This is a genomic window from Halomonas sp. 3H (assembly GCF_024206005.1).
In the GTDB taxonomy this organism is placed as follows: Bacteria; Pseudomonadota; Gammaproteobacteria; order Pseudomonadales; family Halomonadaceae; genus Halomonas; species Halomonas campaniensis.
In genome coordinates, this window is sequence record NZ_CP100360.1 from 602,784 (window position 1) to 624,693 (window position 21,910).

The following is a 21,910-nucleotide window of genomic DNA, read 5'->3' on the forward strand; positions in this document are numbered from 1 at the left end:
GCTGCCGCCCTGAGCGGGCGGCAGGCGGGGCAGGGGACTACTCGGGCAGTTCGGCGCTGTGGAAGACGTTCTGTACGTCGTCCAGGTCGTTGAGGGTATCGAGCAGCTTCTCGAACATCGCCACGTCGTCGCCCTCGATGGGCGTCACGGTCTGGGGCACGAACTGGATCTCGTCGACCTCGAAGTCGAGCTCGCCGAAGGCGTCGAGCAGTGCCTGCTTGGCCTTGGCATACTCGGTGTGCGGGGCGAAGACGGTGATCCGGCCCTCCTCGTTCTCGATGTCGGTGACGTCGACATCGGCCTCCATCAGCGCCTCCAGGGTGGCCTCCTCGTCATCGCCGGCGAAGGCCAGGATGGCGCAGTGGTCGAACATGTGGCTGACGCTGCCGGGGGTGCCGAGCTTGCTCTTGGCCTTGTTGAAGCAGGCGCGCACGTCGCCGAAGGTGCGGTTTGGGTTGTCGGTCAGGCAGTCGACGATGACCATGCAGTTGCCGGGGCCGAACCCCTCGTAGCGGGCCGGGGAGAAGTCCTCGCCGCCCACGCCGCTGGCCTTGTCCAGGGCCTTCTCGATGACGTGCGAGGGCACCTGGTCCTTCTTGGCGCGCTCGATCAGGCCGCGCAGGCTGAGGTTGCCGGCGGGGTCGGTGCCGCCCTGCTTGGCGACCACGTAGATCTCCCGGCCGTACTTGCTGTACACCTTGGTCTTGGCGGCGGCCGTCTTGGCCATGGATTCCTTGCGGTTCTGGAAGGCCCTACCCATATCGTTGTCCTGTGGCGTTCAACATGTGGCGGAATTCTACGAAACCGGGCCGGAGGCGAACAGGGATATTTTCGCTTCCTCGCGGTGGCGTGCGCCGGGTCGGGTCTACACTGCCGGTAGCCCCGACCCGTCGGGGTCGACCCTCGCTCGAACGCCATCACGGCGCTGCCCGGAGAGTGCTCATGGACCACCACGCCTACCGCCATGCCCTGGCCGACCACCTCGCCGGTGCCGAGCTGCCCTTCGCCCACGAGGAGTTCGCGTCCCGCCTCGCCCGGGTGCGCGCCGCGATGGTCGACGCGGGCCTCGAGGCGCTGCTGCTGACCGACCCCGCCGACATCTTCTACCTGACCGGCTACCACACCTTCGAGGTCTCGGTGCACACGGCACTGGTGGTCTCGGCCGACCGGCGGGTGTTGCAGGTGCCCTCCATCGAGACCGGCCCGGCCGTGGTCACCGCCGAGGTGGACGAGATCCTCGGCTACCGCTGGGAAGGGGTCGAGGAGGTGATCGAGCCACTGGCCGAGACCCTGGCCCCGTTCCGGGCCATCGGCCTGGATGCCTTCGGCGCCGGCCTGCGCTTCGGCGTGATCCGCGAGCTGCAGGCGCGGCTCGGTGCCGGGCGCTTTCGTGACGACGGCGGCGACGTCGTCGATCGCATCCGGATCGTCAAGACGCCGGCGGAGCTCGACTGCCTGCGCGAGAGCGCACGGATCACCTCGGCCGGCCTCGCCGCCGCCGAGTCGGTGATCGCCCCCGGGGTCACCGACAACGAGGTCGCCGCCGAGGGTGCCCGTGCGATGCTGGCGGCCGGCAGCGAGTTCATGAGCCTGCAGCCCATCGTCACCAGCGGGCGGCGCATCAGCATCATTCACGTCAACCACAAGCGCACCGTCATCGAGGCGGGGGACCCGGTGTTCCTGGAGTTCGGCTCGGCTTTCCAGCGCTACACTGCCCCGATGATGCGCACCGCCGTGGCGGGGCGGGCCAGTCGCGAGATGCAGGCGGTCCGCGACCTGTGTCGCGGCCTCTTCGAGGCGCTCACCGCCCAGATGCGCCCCGGCCGTACCTTCGACGATGCCGCCCGCGCCGCCGAGGCGGTGCTGGCCCCCCAGGCCGACCGGCTGTTCTTCTCGGGAGTGTTCGGCTATGCGGTGGGGGCCCAGTTCCCGCCCAGCTGGGTCGAGGGCACCGGCTATATCGCCCGCGGCCAGCCGCGGGCGTTCGCCGCCGACATGGTCTTCCACCTGCCGCTCTGCCTGCGCCTGCCGGGTGAGTGGGGGATCGGCCTCAGCGATACCGTGCGGGTCACCCCGGAGGGCGGCGAGCCGCTCACCGACAACGACTGGCAGCTCAATGAACGGCCGGCCTGAGCGCTCGGCCGCCACGATAAAGCCCTGACCGAGGAGGTACCCATGAAGGTGATGGCCCCGAAGATGCTCGTCCCCGGCCCCGTGCCGGCCGTCGGCGCCCTGGCGCTCACTCTGGCGTCGCTGTCGCTCGCCGTCCAGGCCGCACCGCCCGACCAGCGTCGCGAGCAGGTGCCCGGCTGGTTTCGCATGATGGTCGACCGGCATGAGGTCACGGCACTCTATGACGGCTACATCGACCTGGATACCGGGCTGCTGACGGGCATGGACCAGGAGGCGCTGCGCACCCACCTGGATGCGCTGTTCATCGATACCGAGTCGGGCGTGCAGACGGCGGTCAACGCCTTCCTGGTCCATACCGGTGACCATCTGGTGCTGGTGGATGCGGGCTCCGCGGCCTGCTTCGGCCCGACCCTGGGGCAGGTGGAAGCCAACCTGCGTGCCTCGGGCTATGCCCCGGAGGAGGTCGATACCCTGCTGATGACCCACCTGCATCCGGATCACGTCTGCGGGCTGGTGGATGGCGAGGGCAGGCCGGTCTATCCCAACGCCGAGCTGCGCACCAGCCGGGGCGATGCCGACTTCTGGCTGAGCGAGTCCCGGGCCGAGGCCGTCCCCGAGGAGGAGCGTGCCTTCTTCGACATGGCGCGCAACGCCGTGGCACCTTACCGCGAGGCGGGGCGCTTCTCGACCTTCGAGCCCGGTGACGAGCTGCTGCCGGGCATCCAGGCCAGGGACACCCACGGCCATACGCCGGGCCATGCCAGCTTCCTGTTCGAGGGCGAGGACGACGAGATCCTGGTATGGGGCGACGTGGTGCACAGCTACGGCGTGCAGTTCGATGACCCGAGCGTGGCGATCGAGTTCGACACCGACCCCGAGCAGGCCATCGCGACCCGCCAGGCGGTGCTCGAGGGCGCTGCCGAGGACGCGCACTGGGTGGCCGGCGCCCACCTGCCGTTTCCCGGCATCGGCCATGTGATCCGCGAGGGCGAGGGCTATCGCTGGCTGCCGGTGGAGTTCGGCCCGATCCGTGAGGACCGCTGAAGGCGGTGATCCCGGCCGACCTGGCGCCCGCTGCGGCTGCCCGCGGCGGGCATCCTCCGTGACCACCGACGACTCAGGCGGCGAGACGTCGCTCCAGATCGTCGATCAGGCCGTGAGCCAGCGTATCATGGGCCGATCACCCCCAGCCGAGATCGCCATGTTTCGCCCGCTGCTGCGCTACTTCGAGACCCTGGTGAACCCCTACCCCGAGGAGGCGCACGGCACGCCGCCCCGGGGGCTGTTCCCCTTCATCCTGCATTTCTCGCGGCCGGTGCTGCCGCTGCTGCTGGTGATGTCGCTGCTCACCGCCCTGGTCTCGGCGGCGGAGGTGCTGTTCTTCTCCTGGATGGGGGAGCTGGTGGACTGGCTGGCCGGGGCCGAGCGCGAGGGCTTCTTCGCCGAGTACGGCTGGCGGCTGGCCGGCATGGCGGCGCTGGTGGTGGTCGTGCTGCCGCTGCTGACCCTGCTGCAGGCGCTGGTGACCCACCAGAGCATCTTCGGCAACTACCCGATGATCGGCCGCTGGCTGGCCCATCGCCACATGCTGGGCCAGAGCCTGGCCTTCTACCAGGACGAGTTTGCCGGGCGGGTCTCCCAGAAGGTGATGCAGACGGCCCTGGCGGTGCGCGAGACGGTGATGAAGCTGATGGACCTGATGGTCTACGTGGTCGTCTACCTTGCCGGCGCCATGCTGCTGATGGGGCAGGCCGAGCCCTGGCTGATGCTGCCGCTGGTGGTGTGGCTGCTGGGCTATGGGGCGATCATGGGGGTCTTCGTGCCGCGCCTGCGGGCGGTCTCCATGGCGCAGGCCGATGCCCGGGCGGTGATGACCGGGCGCATCGTCGACAGCTACAGCAACATCCAGACCATCAAGCTGTTCGCCGACACCCGCCGCGAGCAGGCCTATGCCCGCGATGCCATGGAGCCGTTCATGGCCACGGTGCATCGGCAGATGCGCCTGGCCACCGGCCTCACCGTGACCCTGACCCTGCTCAACTCCCTGCTGCTGGCCGGGGTGGCGGCCATGGCCATCGGCGCCTGGTACCTGGAGGCGGTGTCGCTGGGCATCATCGCCGTGGCCATCGCCCTGGTGATGCGCATCCGCTTCATGTCCAACTGGATCCTCTGGGAGGTGGCAAGCCTGTTCGAGAACATCGGCACCGTGCAGGACGGCCTCAACACCATCGCCCGGGAGCCCGCGGTGAGGGACGCCCCCGACGCCGGCCCTCTCTCGGTGCCCCGCGGCGAGATCCGCTTCGAGGCGCTGCGCTTCGGCTACGCGCGCCAGGACGGCGAGGGCCGAAGAGTGTTTGACGGCCTCACGCTCACCATCGCCCCCGGCGAGAAGGTGGGGCTGATCGGCCGCTCCGGGGCCGGTAAGTCGACGCTCGCCAACCTGCTGCTGCGCTTCTTTGATCTGGAGGGCGGGCGCATCCTGATCGATGGCCAGGACATCGCCGGCGTCACTCAGGAGTCGCTGCGGCGCCATATCGGCATGGTCACCCAGGACACCTCGCTGCTGCACCGCTCGTTGCGCGACAACATCCGCTACGGCAGCCCCGAGGCCAGCGAGGCGGCGATCCTTGAGGCGGTGCGCCGCGCCCATGCCGACACCTTCATCGACGAGCTGGTGGACCTGCAGGGGCGCCGCGGCCTGGATGCCCACGTGGGCGAGCGGGGCGTCAAGCTCTCCGGCGGCCAGCGCCAGCGCATCGCCATCGCCCGGGTGCTGCTCAAGAACGCCCCCATCCTGGTGCTGGACGAGGCCACCTCGGCGCTGGACTCCGAGGTGGAGGCGGCGATCCAGGAGCAGCTCTACGCGCTGATGGCGGGCAAGACGGTGATCGCCATCGCCCATCGCCTCTCCACCATCGCCATGCTCGACCGGCTGGTGGTGATCGACGAGGGACGCATCGTGGAAACCGGCACCCACCGCGAGCTGCTGGCCCGCGAAGGGCTCTATGCCGCCCTCTGGCGCCGCCAGTCCGGCGGCTTCATCGGCGTGGATATCGACATCGGTTCCGGCCACGAGCGGCACGATCCGGCGTAGCGCACCCTTTCCCCAGGCAGGCACCCGGGCCTTCGCCGCGAGGCGGGCGTGGCTCGGGCATAAATGTATACAAAAGACGTCTACCTATAACTTCTCATATTGACTACCTTCTTGTGGTTACCCTGTATACATAACAACAGCCACGAGCCCTTCGATGAGCACACCACGACACAGCCAGTCCGTCTTCGACTTCCATGGCCGGCCGCCCCTGGCCAAGGCCCTGCCCCTCTCCCTGCAGCACATCCTGGCCATGATCATGGGCACGGTGACCGTGCCGATCATCGTGGTCGGCGCGGTGGGCGGCACCCTCGCCGAGCAGATGCTGCTGATCCAGGTCTCGCTGATCGCCGCGGGCGTCTCCACCCTCATCCAGCTCTACGGCCTGGGCCGCTTCGGCTCTCGCCTGCCGACCATCTTCGGGGTGGGCTTCGCCTATGTGCCCACCCTGGTGGCGGTGGGCGGACAGTACGGGATCGGCGGCATCCTCGGCGCCCAGGTCGTCGGCGGCCTGGCGATGATCCTGGTCGGCCTGTTCATCACCCGCATCCGTCACCTGTTTCCGCCCGTGGTGGCCGGCATCGTGGTGCTGGTGATCGGCCTGTCGCTCTACGACATCGCCATCCACTACATGTCCGGCGGGGTGGGGGCGAGCGACTACGGTGACCCGCGCCACTGGCTGGTGGCCCTGGTCACCCTGGGCACGGTGCTGCTGGTCTCGCAGTTTGCCCGGGGCTTCCTCAAGCTGGCGGCGATCATCTGCGGCATCCTGGTGGGCTACGGGCTGGCGCTGACGCTCGGCATGGTCGACTTCGACCCGGTGCGCGAGGCCCGCTGGCTGTCCACCCCGCGGCTGATGCCCTTCGAGCTGGAGTTCCACCCCGCGGCGATCCTCTCGGTGGTGATCATCTGCGTGGTCAACTCGGTGCAGACCATCGGCGACCTCTCCGCCACTTCGGTGGGCGGCATGAACCGCGAGCCGACCACCCGTGAACTGTTCGGCGGGCTGCTGGGCAACGGGGCCACCACTGCGCTGGGCTCCTTCTTCGGCGCCATGCCGACCTCCTCCTACAGCCAGAACGTCGGCATCGTGGCGATGACCCGGGTGATCAGCCGCCACGTGCTGGCGCTGGCCGCGCTGTTCATGCTGGTGGCCGGGCTGGTGCCCAAGTTCGGTGCCATCATGACCACCATTCCCTACCCGGTGCTTGGCGGGGCGACCATCACAGTGTTCGGCATGATCACCATGACCGGCATCCAGCTGATCACCAAGGACGAGATGTCGGCACGCAACATGACCATCGCCAGCCTGGCGCTGGCCCTGAGCATGGGGGTCTACGCCGTGCCCGAGGCCATCGCTGGGTTCCCCGAGATGCTCCAGCTGGTGGTGGGCGGCTCGCCCATCGTGGTCGCCGCCCTGGTGGCCTTCACCCTCAACCTGGTGCTGCCGCGCCGCTCCCTGGCCGACGAGGCCGCCGAGCGGGCGGCGATGGCCGAGAGGATGAACGCCGAGGGCGGTGAGCCCGCCTCGCGGTTAGCGACACAGCGTACTTGACTCGTTCGTGGGCGTTGACCCGGGACAAGGAAAGTGGCGATGGCGTGGTCGGTTATCCGCGAGGCGCTATAACTAGAGTGTGGTCGGGGGAGGCGCCTCCCCGAACCCATGTCGGTGCCCGGTGGTGCCGATGATCCTGCCTACCCGCTCAGGAGGGTGTCATGACACAGACAGTAACGGCTGCCTACGGCAGCGCCGACAAGGCGATCAATGCCTATGATGAGTTGATGTCCGAGGGGTATCCCCGGGAGAAGCTCTACCTCGACCGAGACACCCATGAGGTCAAGGTGATCGTGCCCGATACGTCAAAGCCCGAAGTCGAGGAGATCCTCGCCCGCCACGAGCCTGACGAGATTCTGGCGCGCCCCTACAAGGACTGATGGAGGCGGAGCGGTGAGGGGGAGGTTGGACAGGCGTGCCGGCCTCAGTCCAGCCAGGCCAGCATCAGCCCCGCGGCCAGCGACGCCAGCATCGGCCCCCCGACCCGCCAGCCCGTCCGCGGGGTGCCGAAGCCGGCCGCCAGGCCGGCCTTCACCAGGTTGTTCACCGCCGCGGCGATGACGATGCCCAGCACCGCGGTAGGGGCATCGATGCGCTCGAGGGACATTCGCGTCAGCGACAGGGTGATGGCGTCGACGTCGGCCAGCCCCGAGGCGGCGGCAAGCAGGTAGATGCCGGCCTGGCCCAGCCACTCCCGCAGCCACTCCCCCAGCAGCATGATCAGCGCCAGCAGGGCGCCGAACAGCAGCGCCGTGCGCAGCTCCAGCGGGTTCTGGATCGGCGTCGGCTGCTCGACCCGCGCCGCCAGGCGGTGGCGGCGCCAGATCAGCAGCGCCGGCAGGTAGAGCAGGGCCCCCATGACCAGGGTCGGCAGCAGCAGTCGCGGCAGCAGCGCGGGATGGATCACCGCGGCATAGATCAGGATGCGCGGGAACATGGTGCCGCAGGCCAGCAGGATGCCGGCGGAGAGCAGGGCGTCCAGCTCCGGGGTGCGGCGCGACTGGCGGGCGAAGTGCAGGGTCAGGGCGGTGGAGGAGCTGAGCCCGGCGAACAGACCGGTGAAGAGGATGCCCTTCTCGGGGCCGCCCACGCGGATGGCGAAGTAGCCGACGAAGGAGATGGCGGCGATCAGCACCACCATCCACCAGATCTCGTAGGGGTTGAGCACCGCGCCGGGGCCCATGCCCTGGTTGGGCAGCAGCGGCAGCATCACCACGGTGATCATCAGCAGCTTGAGTCCGGCGTCGAGCTCGTGGGCCTGCAGCTTATTGAGCAGGCCGTGGATCTCGCGCTTGTTGTCGAGGATCACCGCGGTGATCACCGCGCAGGCGGTGGCCAGGGCCAGGTCGATGGCCACCGCAATGGCGCCGAAGCAGAAGGTCAGCAGCAGCCCGATCAGGCCGGTGATGCTGTAGTCGCGATGCTCGGTCACCCGGGCCCGCCAGGCCACCAGGCCGATGGCCGCCACGGCCAGGAACAGCAGCGGGAAGGCCCAGGCGACCAACGCCTCGGTCAGCAGGGCGGCGATGCCGCCGAGCAGGCCCACCAGGGCGTGGGTGCGGATCCCGGCGATGCGCTCGCCGGACTTCTGCTCCCGCGCCACCCAGCCCCGCTCGATGCCGATCAGCGCCCCCAGCAGCAGGGCCACCGCCAGCTCGATGGCGGTCTGGTTGGCGGCGATGAACTGGTTGGCGACGTCGTCCATGGCGGTCCCGGCGGCGGTGGCGGCTCCTCCCTCAGGGTGGACGGTGCGCGTGGCAATTGCCATGCCGCGGTCGTTGCCCCGCCGCGGATTGTCCTGCATCAACCCGGCGACAGATCCCCGGCGGTTCGGTGATCCGGCCGTGGACGGGCAGCGACGCGCCAACTACATATGAAGAGGCACAGGGAATAACGTCATTCCCCTCGCTCTCCCATGAGGTAGCCGCCATGAAACGCCAGTCACTCTTCCAGCGCTGCGCCACCCTGCTGCCGGTGGCCGTGCTGAGCCTCTCCGTGGGCCTGGCCCAGGCCCAGGACGCCGATCTCGAGGAGTCCCTCTACGGCCGGCAGATGACCACCCAGCAGGAGCGCGACCAGATCCGCCAGCGCCTGCAGAGCACCCGCTCCTTCGAGGAGCGCCAGCAGATCCACAACGAGTACCAGCAGATGATCCGTCAGCGCGCCATGGAACGCGGGTTCGAGCCCGACGGCATCTATGGTCGCCAGATGATGAACCCGCAGGAGCGCCGGGACTTCGCCGAGCGCATGCAGGGTGCCCGTTCACCCGAGGAACGCCAGCGGCTGCAGGCCGAGCATCGCCAGCAGATGCGCCAGCGCATCATGGAGGAGCGGCGCCAGCGCATGCACGAGCCGGGCACCGGGGGTGGCCGAGGCGCCGGGCGAGGGCGCAACTGACGCCGTCCAGCCGGCAGCATGACCCCCGACCGGGCCGCCTCAGGGCGGCCCGCGTCGTTGCCGGGCGGCGACGAGGAGTCGCGGCCAGCGCGCCACGCCGCGCTGGCCGAATTGGGGTGAGCCTGTGCAGAGATGCGCATGGTGGCCCGCGGCGTTCTCTGCTTCAATGGGTGCCATGACGCGGTGGCTTTTGACTCGGTGCTCAAGCTGCTGAACGATCTACCGATATTCCCTCTGGATTGATTTAACGCAAGGAACGCCGGTGACATGAGTGGCGATGCCCTCACTCCTCAAGGTCAGCGCGGGGCAGGTCATGCCCGCCTGCGTCGCCGCGCCATGCTGCTCTATCTGGTGGCCCTGCTGGCCCTCCTGCTGCTGTTCGCCGGCATCCTCTGGGACCAGCACCACCGCGACCTGGAGGCCGGCCGCGAGCGCGCCGTCGCCCGGGCCGATATCGTTGCCGAGTGGGTGGCGACCACCTTCGCCGTCAGCGAGCACGCCCTGGTGGGCCTGGCGCAGCTGCTCGATGATCCCCTGGCCGGGCCGGCTCTGGAGTCCGAGCGGCTCAAGGCCCTGCTGTCTGCCCAGCGCGATCGCCTCGCCTTCATCGACGAGCTGAGCCTGGTCGATGCCTCGGGTCGCATCGTGGCCTCCTCCGCCCCCTGGTGGCCGCCCGGCTTCGACCTCAGCGGACGCAACTTCTTCACTGCCTTCCTCGACGATCTGGCGCGGGACGCCCTCGTCACCCCCCTCTACTGGTCGCCCTTCGGGCAGACCCACCATCTGGTCCATGCCCGTCGGCTGCGGGACGCGGAGGGGCGCTTCATCGGTCTCGCCGCCCTGCGCCTCGACCCTGCGATCTTCGGCCAGGCGCTGGAGGGCCTGAACATGACCCGCGGGGAGAGTATCGCCCTCCTCGACACCGACATGCAGCTGGTCACCCGGCGGCCGAGCTTCGACGGTGGTGGGGCCATGGAGGTGCTGGGCTGGCCGGTGGTCGAGCCGCTGACCCGGGCCTTCCTCGACGGCGGCGAGCGCCAGACTACGCTGCGCACCGACTCGCCACTGGACGGCCGGGAGCGCCTCTATGCCATGCAGCGGGTGGCGGACCTGCCCCTGGCGGTGGTGGTCGGGGAGGAGGTCGAGGTGATCCTGGCCGGCTGGCAGCAGCGCCTCTGGCTACTCGCCGGCCTCTTCCTGCTGGTGGCGGCCCTGGGCGGCTGGCTGCTGCGCCACTACCTGGGGCGGCTGGTGCTGGAGCGGGAACTGCAGGGCCGGCTGAGGGAGCGCGAGGAGGCCCGCCGCGAGGTGCAGTCCCGGGAGGCGCGCCTGGAGGCCCTGGTGGGCTCGATGCAGGACCTGATCTTCGTCTTCGATGGCGAGGGACGCTTCGTCTACGTGCACGCCGGCGATCCCGGCCTGCTGCTGGCCCCCCCCGCGGCACTGCAGGGGCGTCACTACCGGGAGGTGCTGCCCGACCCGATGGCCCGGCAGCTGGAGGCGGCGTTCCAGCGGGTGGCCCTGACCGGACGCCCGACCGCCTACGACTACAGCCTCGAGGTCGCCGGCGAGCCCCGCGACTTCCATACCGTGCTCAGCCCGCTGGTCGACCACGGCCAGGGGCGGGACGGTGCCCTGGCCGTGGTGCGCGACGTGACCGAGTCCCGCGCCACCGAGGCGCAGCTGCGCATCGCCGCCACCGCCTTCGAGACCCACCTGGGCATGCTGATCACCGACGCCGAGGGCACCATCCTGCGGGTCAACGACACCTTCACCCGCATCACCGGCTACGCCGAGGCGGAGGTGGTGGGCCACAACCCGCGCCTGCTCAGCTCCGGGCGCCACGACGCGGCCTTCTACGCGACGCTATGGGCCCGAGTGGCGAGGGAGGGCAGCTGGCAGGGCGAGATCTGGAATCGCCGCAAGAGCGGTGAGGTGTACCCGGAGTGGCTGACCATCAGCGCCGTGCGCAATCACGCCGGCGAGCTGACCCACTACGTGGCCACCTTCAGCGACCTCACCGAGCGCAAGGCCGCCGAGCACGAGATCCACCAGCTGGCCTTCTTTGATCCGCTGACCGGGCTGCCCAACCGCCGCCTGCTGATGGATCGCCTCGAGGGAGCGCTCAAGGACAGCTACCGCAACGGCCAGCTCGGCGCCCTGATGTTCCTCGACCTGGACCACTTCAAGCGAGTCAACGACACCCTGGGCCACCACGCCGGGGACCAGCTGCTGCAGCACCTCGCCGAGCGGTTCGACGAGGTGCTGCGCGAGACCGATACCCTGGCGCGGCTGGGCGGCGACGAGTTTGCCCTGCTGCTGCACGACCTGGGGCAGGGGGAGGACGAGGTCGCCCGGGTGGCCGAGCGCGTCGCCAACAAGCTGCTGGGGGTGCTGCAGTCGCCGGTGCGCCTGGGCGACGAGACCCTGGTGGTGACCGCGAGCATCGGCATCACCCTGTTCCGTGACCACGAGACCACCCTCGACGAGATCCTCCAGCAGGCCGACATGGCGCTGTTCCAGGCCAAGTCGGCGGGACGCAATGCGCTGAGCTTCTTCGATCCCGAGATGCAGGTGCGGCTGCAGGCCCGTGCGCGGCTCGAGGCCGACCTGCGCCTGGCCCTGCCCCGCGACGAGCTCCGGCTCCACTACCAGCCCCAGGTGGACGGCAGCGGTAAGGTGTGCGGCGTCGAGGCGCTGCTGCGCTGGCAGCATGCGGAGCGCGGCATGGTCTCGCCCGCGGTGTTCATTCCTCTGGCCGAGGAGAACCGGCTGATCGTGCCGATCGGCCACTGGGTGCTAGAGACGGCCTGTCGCCAGCTGGCGGCCTGGGCCGGTGACCCGCGGACGGCGCGGCTGACGGTGTCGGTGAACGTCAGCCCGCGCCAGTTCCGCGACCCGGGCTTCGTCGACCGGGTGCTGGCGGCCCTGGAGGCCAGCGGGGCGCCTCCAGGGCGGCTCAAGCTCGAGGTCACCGAGAGCCTGTTCCTCGAGGAGCGTGACGACGCCCGCGACAAGATGCTCAGGCTCCGGGAGCGGGGCATCACCTTCGCCCTGGATGACTTCGGGACCGGCTACTCGTCGCTCTCCTACCTCAAGCGGTTGCCCCTGGACCAGCTCAAGATCGACCAGTCCTTCGTGCGCGACCTGCTCGAGGAGGAGGCCAGCATGGCCATCGTCGCCAGTATCATCGCGCTCTCCCATAGCCTGAAGCTGGAGGTGGTTGCTGAGGGGGTGGAGACCGAGGCCCAGCGGGCCTGGCTGGTGGCGCACGGCTGCCGGGCCTTCCAGGGCTACCTGTTCGGGCGGCCGGTGCCGCTGGAGGCGCTGGCCCTCGACGCCTGAGGCGCTGGCTCAGGCGTCGCGGTCGCGCAGGTGGGCCTCGGCCTCCGCGGCGCTCTGGTAGATGTGTGGCGCCACGGCCCGCGCCTCCAGGGCGTGGCCGAGCTTGCGACGCATGAAGCCGCTGGTGGTGTAGCGGGTGACCCGGGTATAGAAGCGCTCCTCCAGGCCGCGCACCATGGCCGTGTAGGCCTCCAGCACCGCGTCGTCGATGCGGCAGTGGTCGTAGTTGACCACCGCATAGACCCGCCGGCCCAGCGGCGCCAGCCGCGCCTCCACCTCCTGCTCGATCGCCGCGACGTCGTCCGGGGTGGTGATCCGCAGGTTCTCGAAGTCGATGAACAGCACCTCGCCCGCGGCGTCCAGCTGGAAGCGCTGGGCCAGGGGCCGCTCGAGCAGCGTCTCGCGCAGCCCCATCGGCGCCTCGGCGAAGATGCGCGGGTCCATCTCGCGCGGCGGCTCGGGCATCAGCGGCGTGAAGCCCATCTGGGCCAGGATGTCGCGCTCCAGGTCCACGCCCGGGGCGATCTCGATCAGGGCGATGCCCGCCGGCGTGAGCTCGAAGACGGCGCGCTCGGTCACGTAGCGCACCGGCTTGCCGTCGGCGGCGGCCAGCTCGCCGCTGAAGGTGCGGTGTTCCACCTCGGCGATGAACTTGGGCTGGCCGCCCTCGGGCAGGCGCAGCCGGCCATCGACGATCTCGAGGGCCTCCCGGCTGGCGGTGAAGGTGCCCATGAACACCACCTTGCGGGCGTTCTGGCTGATGTTGATGAAGCCGCCGGCCCCGGCCAGGCGCGGGCCGAATTTCGAGACGTTGACGTTGCCTGCCCCGTCGACCTGGGCCATGCCCAGGAAGGCGATGTCCAGGCCGCCGCCATCGTAGAAGTCGAACTGGGCGGGCTGGTCGATGATCGCCTGGGTATTGAGCGCCGCGCCGAAATCGAGCCCGCCGGCGGGCAGGCCGCCGATCACCCCGGGCTCGGCGGTGAGGGTGACCAGTTCCAGCACCCGCTCTTCGCTGGCCACCGCGCCGACCCCTTCCGGCATGCCGATCCCCAGGTTCACCACGCTGTTGGGCGCCAGCTCGAAGGCGGCCCGCCGGGCGATGACCTTGCGCGCCGAGAGGGGCAGGGCCTCGGGGGTGGCCATGGGCGCCTTGATCTCGCCGGAGTAGGCCGGGTTGTAGGGGGTGCGGAAGGTCTGCCAGTGGTGCTCCGGCTCGTCGCACACCACCACGCAGTCCACCAGCACCCCGGGGATGCGGACGTCCTTGGGGTGCAGGGTGCCGCGCTCGGCGAGGCGCTCGACCTGCACGATCACCAGGCCGCCGGAGTTGTGCACCGCGGTGGCGATGGCCAGCGCCTCGAGCACCAGCGCCTCGCGCTCCATGGTGACGTTGCCCAGGGTATCGGCGGTGGTGCCGCGCAGCAGCGCCACCTGCAGCGGCAGGGCCGGGTAGAAGAGGTACTCCTCGCCGTCGATGGGTAGCAGCCGTACCCGCTCGTCGGGGGTCACGTCGTTGATCCGCCCGCCGCCCAGGCGCGGGTCGACGAAGGTGCCGAGCCCCACCCGGGTGAGGGTGCCGGGCTTGCCCGCGGCGATGTCGCGGAACAGGTGGGAGATCACCCCCTGGGGCAGGTTCCAGGCCTGGATGCGCCCCTCGATGGCCAGCCGCTGCAGCGCCGGCACCAGCCCCCAGTGGCCGCCGATCACCCGGGCCACCAGCCCCTCGTGACCCAGGTGGTTGAGCCCGCGGGACTTGCCGTCGCCCTGGCCGGCGGCGTACATCAGGGTCAGGTCGCGGGGCGCGCCGCTCTCCAGGAAGCGTGCCTCCAGGGCCACCGCCAGGTGCTCGGCGAAGCCGATGCCGACGAAGCCGCCGGTGGCCACGGCGTCGCCGTCGCGGATCAGCTCGACCGCCTCGTGGGCCGAGACCACCTTGCCCTTCTCGGTGAAGGGGCGGTCGGTGAGCAGCGGGTGGGTGCGGCGTTCCATGGCGGAGTCCCCTCGGCGTGCGTTGTCGTTGTTGTGGTGGTGTGTGGCGTTCACGTTAGCACGCCGCTGCGTTGAGCCGCTGGGGCGGCACGGCATTTGCCAAGCGTTTTCGGCTGCTGGATACTGTATGAAATTACAGTATTTGTCGGAGGTGCCCATGTCGCTCTCTCATCGGACGCCGGTGCGCGTCCTCGGCCGAGCCGCCCGCGAGGGGGGCGGCCGGGTCCAGCCGCTGATGGGCTGCCGGGTGCGGGCCGGCTTCCCCAGTCCCGCCGATGACCACCTGGAGGCGGAGGTCGACCTCCACGCCTACGTCGTGAAGCGTCCGGCCGCCACCTACTTCGTGCGCGCCGAGGGCGATTCCATGGTCGGCGACGGCATCCACGACGGCGACCTGCTGGTGGTGGATCGCAGCCTCGAGCCGTTGCCCGGCCGGGTGATCGTCATCGCCCTGGAGGGGGAGCCCACCGTCAAGCGCCTGGAGCGGCGCGGCGGGCATGTCTGCCTGGTGGCCAGCAACCCGCGCTTCGCCCCGATCCCCCTGGCGGGGCGCGAGTGCGAGGTGTGGGGCGTGGTCACTCACGTGGTGCACGACCTGCTGGGGCGGTCGCCATGATCGCCCTGGTGGACGGCAACAACTTCTATGTGAGCTGCGAGCGGGCCTTCGACCCGCGCCTGGCGGGGCGGCCGGTAGGGGTGCTCTCCAACAACGACGGCTGCGTGGTGGCGCGCTCCCAGGAGCTCAAGGCGCTGGGCGTGGCCATGGGGGCGCCGCTACACCTGCTGCCGCCGGCGGTGCGCCGCCAGGCGGTGCTGCTCTCCAGCAACTATGCGCTCTACGGCGGCATGTCGCGGCGGGTCAACCAGGTGCTGGCGGAGTTTTCGCCGGACGTGGAGCTCTACTCCATCGACGAGAGCTTCGTCGGCTTCGAGGGCTTCCCGTCGGCGGGGCTCGAGGCCCGATGCCACCGGCTGCGCGATACCGTGCGGCGCTGGACCGGCATCCCGGTGGGGGTGGGACTGGCGCCGACCCGGGTGCTGGCCAAGGTGGCCAACCACCTGGCCAAGCGCGAGCCGGCCTTCGAGGGAGTCTGCCGGCTGGAGGCGGATGGCGCCGTGACCCGCCGAGTGCTCGAGACCTGGCCGGTGACCGAGCTGTGGGGCGTGGCCCGGCGCAGCGGCGAGCGGCTGGCGCTGATGGGCATCGAGACGGCCTGGCAGCTGCGCGAGGCCGACCCCCGCTGGGTGCGCAGCCGCTTCTCGGTGGTCATGGAGCGGCTCGTCTGGGAGCTGCGCGGCCAGCCGTCGATCGCCCTGGACGACATGGGCGCGCCGCGCCAGCGCATCCTGGTCTCGCGCTCCTTCGGGCGGCTGGCGTCCGACGTGGTCGACCTGCGGGAGGCGGTCCGCCAGCACGCGGCCCGGGCGGGGGAGAAGCTGCGCCGGCAGGGCAGCCTGGCGCGGGCGGTGCAGGTCTTCGTGCGCACCAATCCCTTCCTGGCCGGCGAGCCCCAGTACCGCAACGCCGTGGTGGTGCCGCTGGCGGCACCCACGGACGACAGCCGCGTGCTGCTCGCGGCCGCGCGGCGCGGGCTCGAGGCGCTGTTCCTCGAGGGCTATCGCTACCAGAAGTGCGGGGTGATGCTGCTCGACCTGGTGGAGGCGGGGCGTCGCCAGCTGTCGCTGCTGGAGACCCCGCGGGACGAGGCGGTGCGCGGTCGCAGCCAGCGGCTGATGGCCACCCTGGACCGGCTCAACCGCGAGATGGGCCGCGACACGGTGCGCTTCGGCCTGCCCCGCGAGGGCAACGCCTGGACGCTGCGCTGCGAGCGGCGCACGCCCCGCTACACCACGCGCTGGGACGAGTTGATGCGGGTCAAGACCGGTTGAAGAAGGTGCTGTCGGAAGGGGCAGGGACTCGCGGCGGGGAGCGGATTCGCTACACTGAAGGCCGGCGGGTGCTCCGGGCACCCGGCGCCTCATCGACAACCGTCTCGCCCGACCCTCGGGCGAGCCGCCAAGGAGAGTCACCCATGCGTCTGCAGGGAAAGAACGTCATCGTCACCGGCGGGGCCAGCGGCATCGGCCTGGCCAGCGTGGAGCGCTGCCTCGAGGAGGGAGCCAGCGTAGTCATCGCCGACCTCGGGGAGAGCGGTGGAGCGCAGCGTGCCGCGGCGCTGGACGGCGAGCATGCCGGGCGCTGCCTGTTCATGGCGTGCGACGTCACCGACACCGCCCAGGTCGACCGCCTGTTCGCCGAGACGGTGGAAGCGCTCGGCGGGGTGGATGCGGTCTTCAACAACGCCGGCATCGGCGGCGTCACGCCCTCCGACGAGGTCACCGACGACGAGTTCCTGCGCATCATCGACATCAACCTCAACGGGGTCTTCCGGGTGGCCCGGGCCGCGCTGCGAGTGATGTATCGCCAGGGCAGCGGCAGCATCGTCAACTGCGCCTCCATCCTCGGCGTGTTCGGCCAGTCCCAGACCGCCGCCTACACCGCCGCCAAGGGCGGGGTGGTCAACATGACCCGCACCCTGGCCATCGAGGCGGCGCCGAAGGGCGTGCGGGTCAACGCCATCGGCCCCGGCTACATCGACACGCCGCTGCTCGAGGCGCTGGACGACGAACTGCTGCAGGGGCTGATCAGCCTGCATCCGATCGGCCGCCTGGGACGGCCCGAGGAGATCGCCAACGCCTTCCTGTTCCTGGCCAGCGACGAGGCCAGCTTCGTCACCGGGGCCCACCTGATGGTCGATGGCGGCTTCACCGCCGGCAAGTCCTGAGGGGCTTGGCGAGCGCCCGAGAGCGTCAGCCGGCCGAGGGGCAGCCGAGCAGGCGCTCGATCTCCACCAGCAGGGCGTCGCGCCGGTCATAGAGCTCCGGCAGCCTGTCGATGACCTGTTTCCCCTCGCCGGCGTCATGCAGCGCAAACAGGTCCGCCGCCAGCCGGTGTGCCTGCCGGTGCAGGCGATCGAGCCGCTCGATCTCCGACCCCATGGCGTCATGCAGCGGGACGAGCCACTGGCAGAATCCACATCGTGAGGCATCGAGCGGAGGGCGTTCGGGGGCCTCCGAGGTCAGCCCCGACGCGATCTGCCGGACCCAGCTGCGGTGTTCGGCGCCGGCATAGAGCAGCGGCCTGGACGCGTGATCCACGGTGGGCAGCTCGGCCCAGTGTGACGGGGGCCGCCAGTCGTGGAGCCAGCCGGGAATGGCCTCCGCGGGCATGGGGCGAGCGATGCCGTATCCCTGGGCCAGTTCGCAGCCGACGCGCAGCAGCATGTCGCCATGACGAACGGTTTCCACGCCCTCGGCGATCACCTGGCGGTCGAACGCGGTCGCCAGGCTGAATACGCCATCGAGAATCTTGAGGTCCTCCGGGTCGTCGAGGATATCGCGGACGAAGCTCTGGTCGATCTTGACGATGCTCGCCGGCAGGCGCTTCAGGTAGGTCAGCGACGAATAGCCGGTGCCGAAGTCGTCCAGGGAGACCTGGACGCCGATCTGGCGGCACCCTTCCAGCAGGTTCGAGACCTGGGCCAGGTCACCCAGGGTGCTGGTCTCCAGGACCTCCAGTTCCAGCGCGCCGGGGGGCAGGTCGGGATGGTCGCCCAGCAGCCGCTTGAGGCGGGCCACCAGGTCTCGCTGGCGGAGCTGCCGGGCACTGACGTTGACGCTCACCGGCAGGTCGAGCCCCGCCAGGCGCCAGGCGGCCGCCTGGGCCAGGGCGGTGCGGATCACCCACTCGCCGAGCGCCTCCGACAGCGGGTGCTCCTCGATCACCGGCAGGAACTGGGCCGGCGGCAGCAGCCCCCGGGTGGGGTGTTGCCAGCGCACCAGCGCCTCGACGCCGATGGTCTCGCCCGTGCGCATGTTGACCTTGGGCTGGTAGTGGAGCCGGAACTCGCCCTCCTGCAGGCCCTGCTGGATACGCTCCAGGGTCTCGTGATGGCTGCGCATCGAGCGGTCGCGTTCGGCATCGAACAGGTGATAGCGACCCTTGCCGGCGAGCTTGGCCTGGTACATGGCCTGGTCGGCCTGGCGCAGCAGCTGGTCCGCCTCGACGGGGTCGGCCTGGGGGTAGAAGCTGACGCCGAGGCTGGCGGTGACCCGCAGCGCATGGGACTCATGCCAGACGGGCTGAGAGGCGACGTGGAGCAGGCGCTCGAAGAGACCGGTGGCGACCGACTCGTCGGCCAGGTCCTGCAGGACCGCCACGAATTCGTCACCGCCGAGCCTCGAGAGGGTATCGCCCTCGCGCATGACCCCCTTCATGCGCTGGGCGACGCTGATCAGCAGCTGGTCGCCGGCGGCGTGGCCGTAACGGTCATTGATGTGCTTGAAGCCGTCCAGGTCGAGGTAGACCACGGCCAGGTGACGCCCCTGGCGGTGCTCTTGGGCCATGGCATGGGTCAGGCGGTCGGCCAGCAGCACGCGGTTGGGGAGGCCGGTCAGGGGATCGTAGTGGGCCAGGTGCTCGAGCTGCCGCTCATGCTCCTTGAGCGTGGTGATATCGGTGGAGATGCCCAGCAGGCCGATGATGTTGCCGTTCGTGCCGTCCTCGCGGATCGGCGTCTTGACCTCCAGGTAGACGCGCCGGCGGCCGGTCCCGTCGTGGACGCTGATCTCCTCGGTGGTTGGCTCGCCGTTCAGCACGCGAACGTCGATCTTGCGCAGGCGACGTGCGATATCGCTGGAGAAGAAGCGGGCGTCCTCGCTGCCGGGCAGGCTCTCGGCCGTACAGCCGAACAGTTCCAGGGTGGCACGATTGGCGAAGGTGTAGCGGGAGTCGCGGTCCTTCATGTAGATGAAGGAGCCCACGTGGTCGAGCGCCTCGCGGAAGCGTTCAGCCTCCATGTGCGCACGGCGCAGGGCGATCTCGGACTGCTTGCGTTCGGTGATGTCGTTGATCACGCCGTACCAGGTGGTGGAACCATCCGGCTCGCGGTGAGGCAGGGCGTCGCCGAATAGCCAGTGTTCGGCGCCTTCCTGGAGGATGACCCGGTACTCGTGGCGCCAGGGCGTGAGGGTCCTGGCGGAGTATTGAATCGAGGTCGCCACGGCGTCCAGGTCGTCCGGATGGATGGCCGAGAAGACCGGGCTGGCGTCCTCCGTCAGCGCCTCCGGGGCAACGCCATAGACCTGCTGCATGCCGTCGCTGGCGTAGGGGAAGCAGGAGCGCCCATCGGCGAAGAGGCGGTATTCGTAGACCACGCCGGGAACGCGGTCGGCGATGGTCTGCAGGCGAGCCAGCAGCGACTCGAGCTCGGTTTCGCGCTCGTGAACGGTCTGCGTCAGCGCCTCGGTCATGCGCAGGGCGCGGGATCGCGTGGCCGACAGGGAGAGCACCAGAGCGCCGAGCAGGGCGGTCATGATCAGGCCCCCGGCGAGCGTCATCCAGGCGGCTCGGGCCGTGATGGCCTCGCCAGGAGCCAGATGGTCGAAGACCAGCCGCCAGGGCGTGCCGTTGAACTCGATCAGGCGCTGCTGCTGGAAGGGCGTCGCGCCGGAAGGGCGGGAACTCGACTTGTTGCTGAACAGCAGGTGCTCCGCCGTCTCCCTGTCGCCGTCATAGATGCGCAGGCCCACGGCCAGGCCGTCGCGCTGCTCCCAGTCGCCGAGGATACCCTCCATGAGGTCGTGCATGCGGTAGGGGCTGTAGGCCCAGCCGATCAGCGCTTCGCGGCGCTGGGCCATGCCATCGATCGGAGTGCCCTGCCGGTAGACCGGCACATACATCAGGGTCCCGGGCTGGATGTCGGTGTCGGTCTCCTGAACCAGCATGACCCTGCCGCTCAGCGCCGCCATGCCGGTGTCGCGGGCCTGCTCCATGGCGGCGCGGCGAACCGGCTCGGCGAACATGTCGTAGCCGAAGGCGCGCAGGTTGCGGCCCTCGAAGGGCTCCAGGTAGACGATCGCGGTATAGGTGTCGCGAGGGCCGGGCGGGTGGACGCGGTAGTCCGGAAAGCCCTCGGCGCGCACCTCGGCTTCATGGCGGGACAGCGCCTCGGGAGAGAGTCGTACCGTGAAGCCGACCCCCTGCACGCCGGCGACCGCGTCGGAGACGCGCAGCTTGTCGAAGTAGGTGCGCCATTCCTGGCGGTCCACCTCTTCCGAGGCATCGAAGAGCCCCGCCGCTCCCCGCAGCACCAGCGCGTAGGCAGACAGGCGCTCCTCGATCCTCAGCGTGACCTGGTCGGCGGCGAAGCGGAACTGTTCCTGCGCCGAGGCTTCGGCGTTGCGGTAGGCCTGGTGAGTGGCAAGCAGCGACAGCCCGATGCCCGCCGCCACGATCAGCCAGACGATGCCCGGTTGGCGAGCGATTCGCTTCACTGCCATGTATGCCCTGGGTCCTGTGTGATGGAGCGCATTCACACGGCAGAGTACCGGCAAAGCGATGAGGCGTCATGGGGACCATTACACGCTTGGGAGCTCGCGCATGGCGGCGGGGCGCCGCGGCTGCCATCCTGACAGGGCAGCCATCGAGGAGCCTCGCCATGCCACAATCCCCCCCGTTCTCCTGGCGGCGCCTGCTGGTGCCCCTGGGCCTGGCCCTGCTGCTGGCCGCGGCGCCTGCGCCGGCAGCTGCACGCGAACTGGCCGTGGCGCCCGACGCCATGGTGGAGGTCGAGGTGGCCACCGTGGGCATGGCCGGCATGGGCAGCGTGCCAGTGGTGCTGCTGCGCGAGCCGGGCGCCCGGGAGGTGATCCCGATCTTCATCGGCCCGGTGGAGGCCAGGGCGATCCTGCGTGCCCTGGCCGGTGATCGTCCGCGCCGTCCGCTGACCCACGAACTGCTCGGCGACGTGCTCGACGGCATCGCGGTGCGCCTGGAGCGGATCTATATCGATGCGCTGGTCGATGGCACTTTCCTCGGCATGCTGGAGCTGCGCCGGCAGGGCGACGATGCCCCGCTGCGCATCGACAGCCGGCCGAGCGATGCCATCGCCCTGGCGGTCACCGCCGGGGCCAGCATCCATGTGGCTCCCGAGGTGCTGGAGGCCGCCCGCCAGATCGACTACGAGGGCATCGAGGACCAGGTGGTGGTGGCCCTGGGGATCGCGGTGACGCCCCTGGATGAGGACCTGCGCGAGGCCCTGGGGCTGCCCGATGCACCGGGGCTGCTGGTCAGCGACGTGAGCGGGGCGGCCCGCGAGGCCGGCATGGTGCCGGGGGCGATGCTGCTCGAGGTGAACGGCGAGACGCCGCGCACCCCGCTGCGCTTCCTGGAGCTGGTGCGCGACACCCCCGAGGGCGAGGATGCCCGGGTCCGCTTCTGGCAGCAGGGCGAGGCCGTCGAGATCGAGCTCTCCACCGAGGTGCCTGAGCCTGCCCCACGGCGGCGCGCCCCGCGGCTGGAGGCCTGAGCGGGACTTGGCAGCCGCTGGCGGACG

15 protein-coding genes are annotated in these 21,910 nt (G+C 70.1%); 11 read left to right on the forward strand and 4 right to left on the reverse strand.

The annotated features are described in order from the left end of the window. Nucleotides 1-37: 37 nt before the first annotated feature. Nucleotides 38-760 carry a YebC/PmpR family DNA-binding transcriptional regulator gene (locus NFC98_RS02955; RefSeq protein ID WP_254276683.1) on the reverse strand — a complete coding sequence of 241 codons (723 nt, stop codon included), beginning with the start codon at nt 758-760 and terminating at the stop codon, nt 38-40. A gap of 182 nt (nt 761-942) precedes the next feature. Between NFC98_RS02955 and NFC98_RS02960 the strand changes: the two genes are divergently transcribed. From NFC98_RS02960 to NFC98_RS02980, 5 genes are all read left to right on the forward strand, one after another. Beyond that, nucleotides 943-2,133: a Xaa-Pro peptidase family protein gene (locus NFC98_RS02960; protein WP_254276684.1), complete on the forward strand. Its 1,191-nt coding sequence runs from the start codon at nt 943-945 to the stop codon at nt 2,131-2,133. Nucleotides 2,134-2,175: 42 nt separating this feature from the next. Then, on the forward strand, nt 2,176-3,177 hold the full coding sequence (locus NFC98_RS02965) for an MBL fold metallo-hydrolase (RefSeq protein ID WP_254276685.1): 1,002 nt from the start codon (nt 2,176-2,178) through the stop codon (nt 3,175-3,177). 157 nt (nt 3,178-3,334) lie between these two features. Further along, a complete protein-coding gene (locus NFC98_RS02970; RefSeq protein WP_302055093.1) occupies nt 3,335-5,227 on the forward strand; it encodes an ABC transporter ATP-binding protein in 1,893 nt (630 codons plus the stop codon). A 154-nt stretch (nt 5,228-5,381) separates the two neighbouring features. Then, entirely contained in the window at nt 5,382-6,779 is a 1,398-nt protein-coding gene (locus NFC98_RS02975; RefSeq protein WP_254276686.1) for a uracil-xanthine permease family protein, read from the forward strand. Nucleotides 6,780-6,940: 161 nt separating this feature from the next. Then, nucleotides 6,941-7,159 (forward strand): hypothetical protein, encoded by a 219-nt coding sequence (locus NFC98_RS02980; RefSeq protein ID WP_254276687.1) that lies wholly within the window; start codon nt 6,941-6,943, stop codon nt 7,157-7,159. Between the two features lie 44 nt (nt 7,160-7,203). On the opposite strand, the gene NFC98_RS02985 is transcribed toward NFC98_RS02980, so the two are convergent. Then, a complete protein-coding gene (locus tag NFC98_RS02985) occupies nt 7,204-8,547 on the reverse strand; it encodes an MgtC/SapB family protein (protein WP_254276688.1) in 1,344 nt (447 codons plus the stop codon). A 161-nt stretch (nt 8,548-8,708) separates the two neighbouring features. Between NFC98_RS02985 and NFC98_RS02990 the strand changes: the two genes are divergently transcribed. Then, on the forward strand, nt 8,709-9,176 hold the full coding sequence (locus NFC98_RS02990; protein WP_254276689.1) for a hypothetical protein: 468 nt from the start codon (nt 8,709-8,711) through the stop codon (nt 9,174-9,176). A 267-nt stretch (nt 9,177-9,443) separates the two neighbouring features. Next, nucleotides 9,444-12,521 (forward strand): EAL domain-containing protein, encoded by a 3,078-nt coding sequence (locus NFC98_RS02995; protein ID WP_254276690.1) that lies wholly within the window; start codon nt 9,444-9,446, stop codon nt 12,519-12,521. A 9-nt stretch (nt 12,522-12,530) separates the two neighbouring features. On the opposite strand, the gene NFC98_RS03000 is transcribed toward NFC98_RS02995, so the two are convergent. Beyond that, nucleotides 12,531-14,513 carry an acyl CoA:acetate/3-ketoacid CoA transferase gene (locus tag NFC98_RS03000; protein WP_254276691.1) on the reverse strand — a complete coding sequence of 661 codons (1,983 nt, stop codon included), beginning with the start codon at nt 14,511-14,513 and terminating at the stop codon, nt 12,531-12,533. Between the two features lie 157 nt (nt 14,514-14,670). Between NFC98_RS03000 and NFC98_RS03005 the strand changes: the two genes are divergently transcribed. From NFC98_RS03005 to NFC98_RS03015, 3 genes are all read left to right on the forward strand, one after another. Next, the gene (locus NFC98_RS03005; RefSeq protein WP_254276692.1) at nt 14,671-15,129 is read left to right on the forward strand and encodes a LexA family transcriptional regulator; all 459 of its coding nucleotides are present in this window, start codon (nt 14,671-14,673) and stop codon (nt 15,127-15,129) included. Beyond that, the gene (locus NFC98_RS03010; RefSeq protein ID WP_254276693.1) at nt 15,126-16,403 is read left to right on the forward strand and encodes a Y-family DNA polymerase; all 1,278 of its coding nucleotides are present in this window, start codon (nt 15,126-15,128) and stop codon (nt 16,401-16,403) included. Before NFC98_RS03005 ends, NFC98_RS03010 begins: the two co-directional genes overlap by 4 nt. A 143-nt stretch (nt 16,404-16,546) precedes the next feature. Further along, on the forward strand, nt 16,547-17,299 hold the full coding sequence (locus NFC98_RS03015; RefSeq protein ID WP_254276694.1) for an SDR family NAD(P)-dependent oxidoreductase: 753 nt from the start codon (nt 16,547-16,549) through the stop codon (nt 17,297-17,299). Between the two features lie 25 nt (nt 17,300-17,324). Here the strand turns inward: NFC98_RS03015 and NFC98_RS03020 are convergent, their stop codons facing one another. Next, complete coding sequence (locus NFC98_RS03020; protein ID WP_254276695.1) at nt 17,325-20,855, reverse strand: EAL domain-containing protein; 3,531 nt, start codon at nt 20,853-20,855, stop codon at nt 17,325-17,327. Between the two features lie 158 nt (nt 20,856-21,013). On the opposite strand from NFC98_RS03020, the gene NFC98_RS03025 reads away from it, so the two are divergent. After that, the gene (locus NFC98_RS03025; RefSeq protein ID WP_254276696.1) at nt 21,014-21,883 is read left to right on the forward strand and encodes a bifunctional nuclease domain-containing protein; all 870 of its coding nucleotides are present in this window, start codon (nt 21,014-21,016) and stop codon (nt 21,881-21,883) included. Nucleotides 21,884-21,910 lie beyond the last annotated feature (27 nt).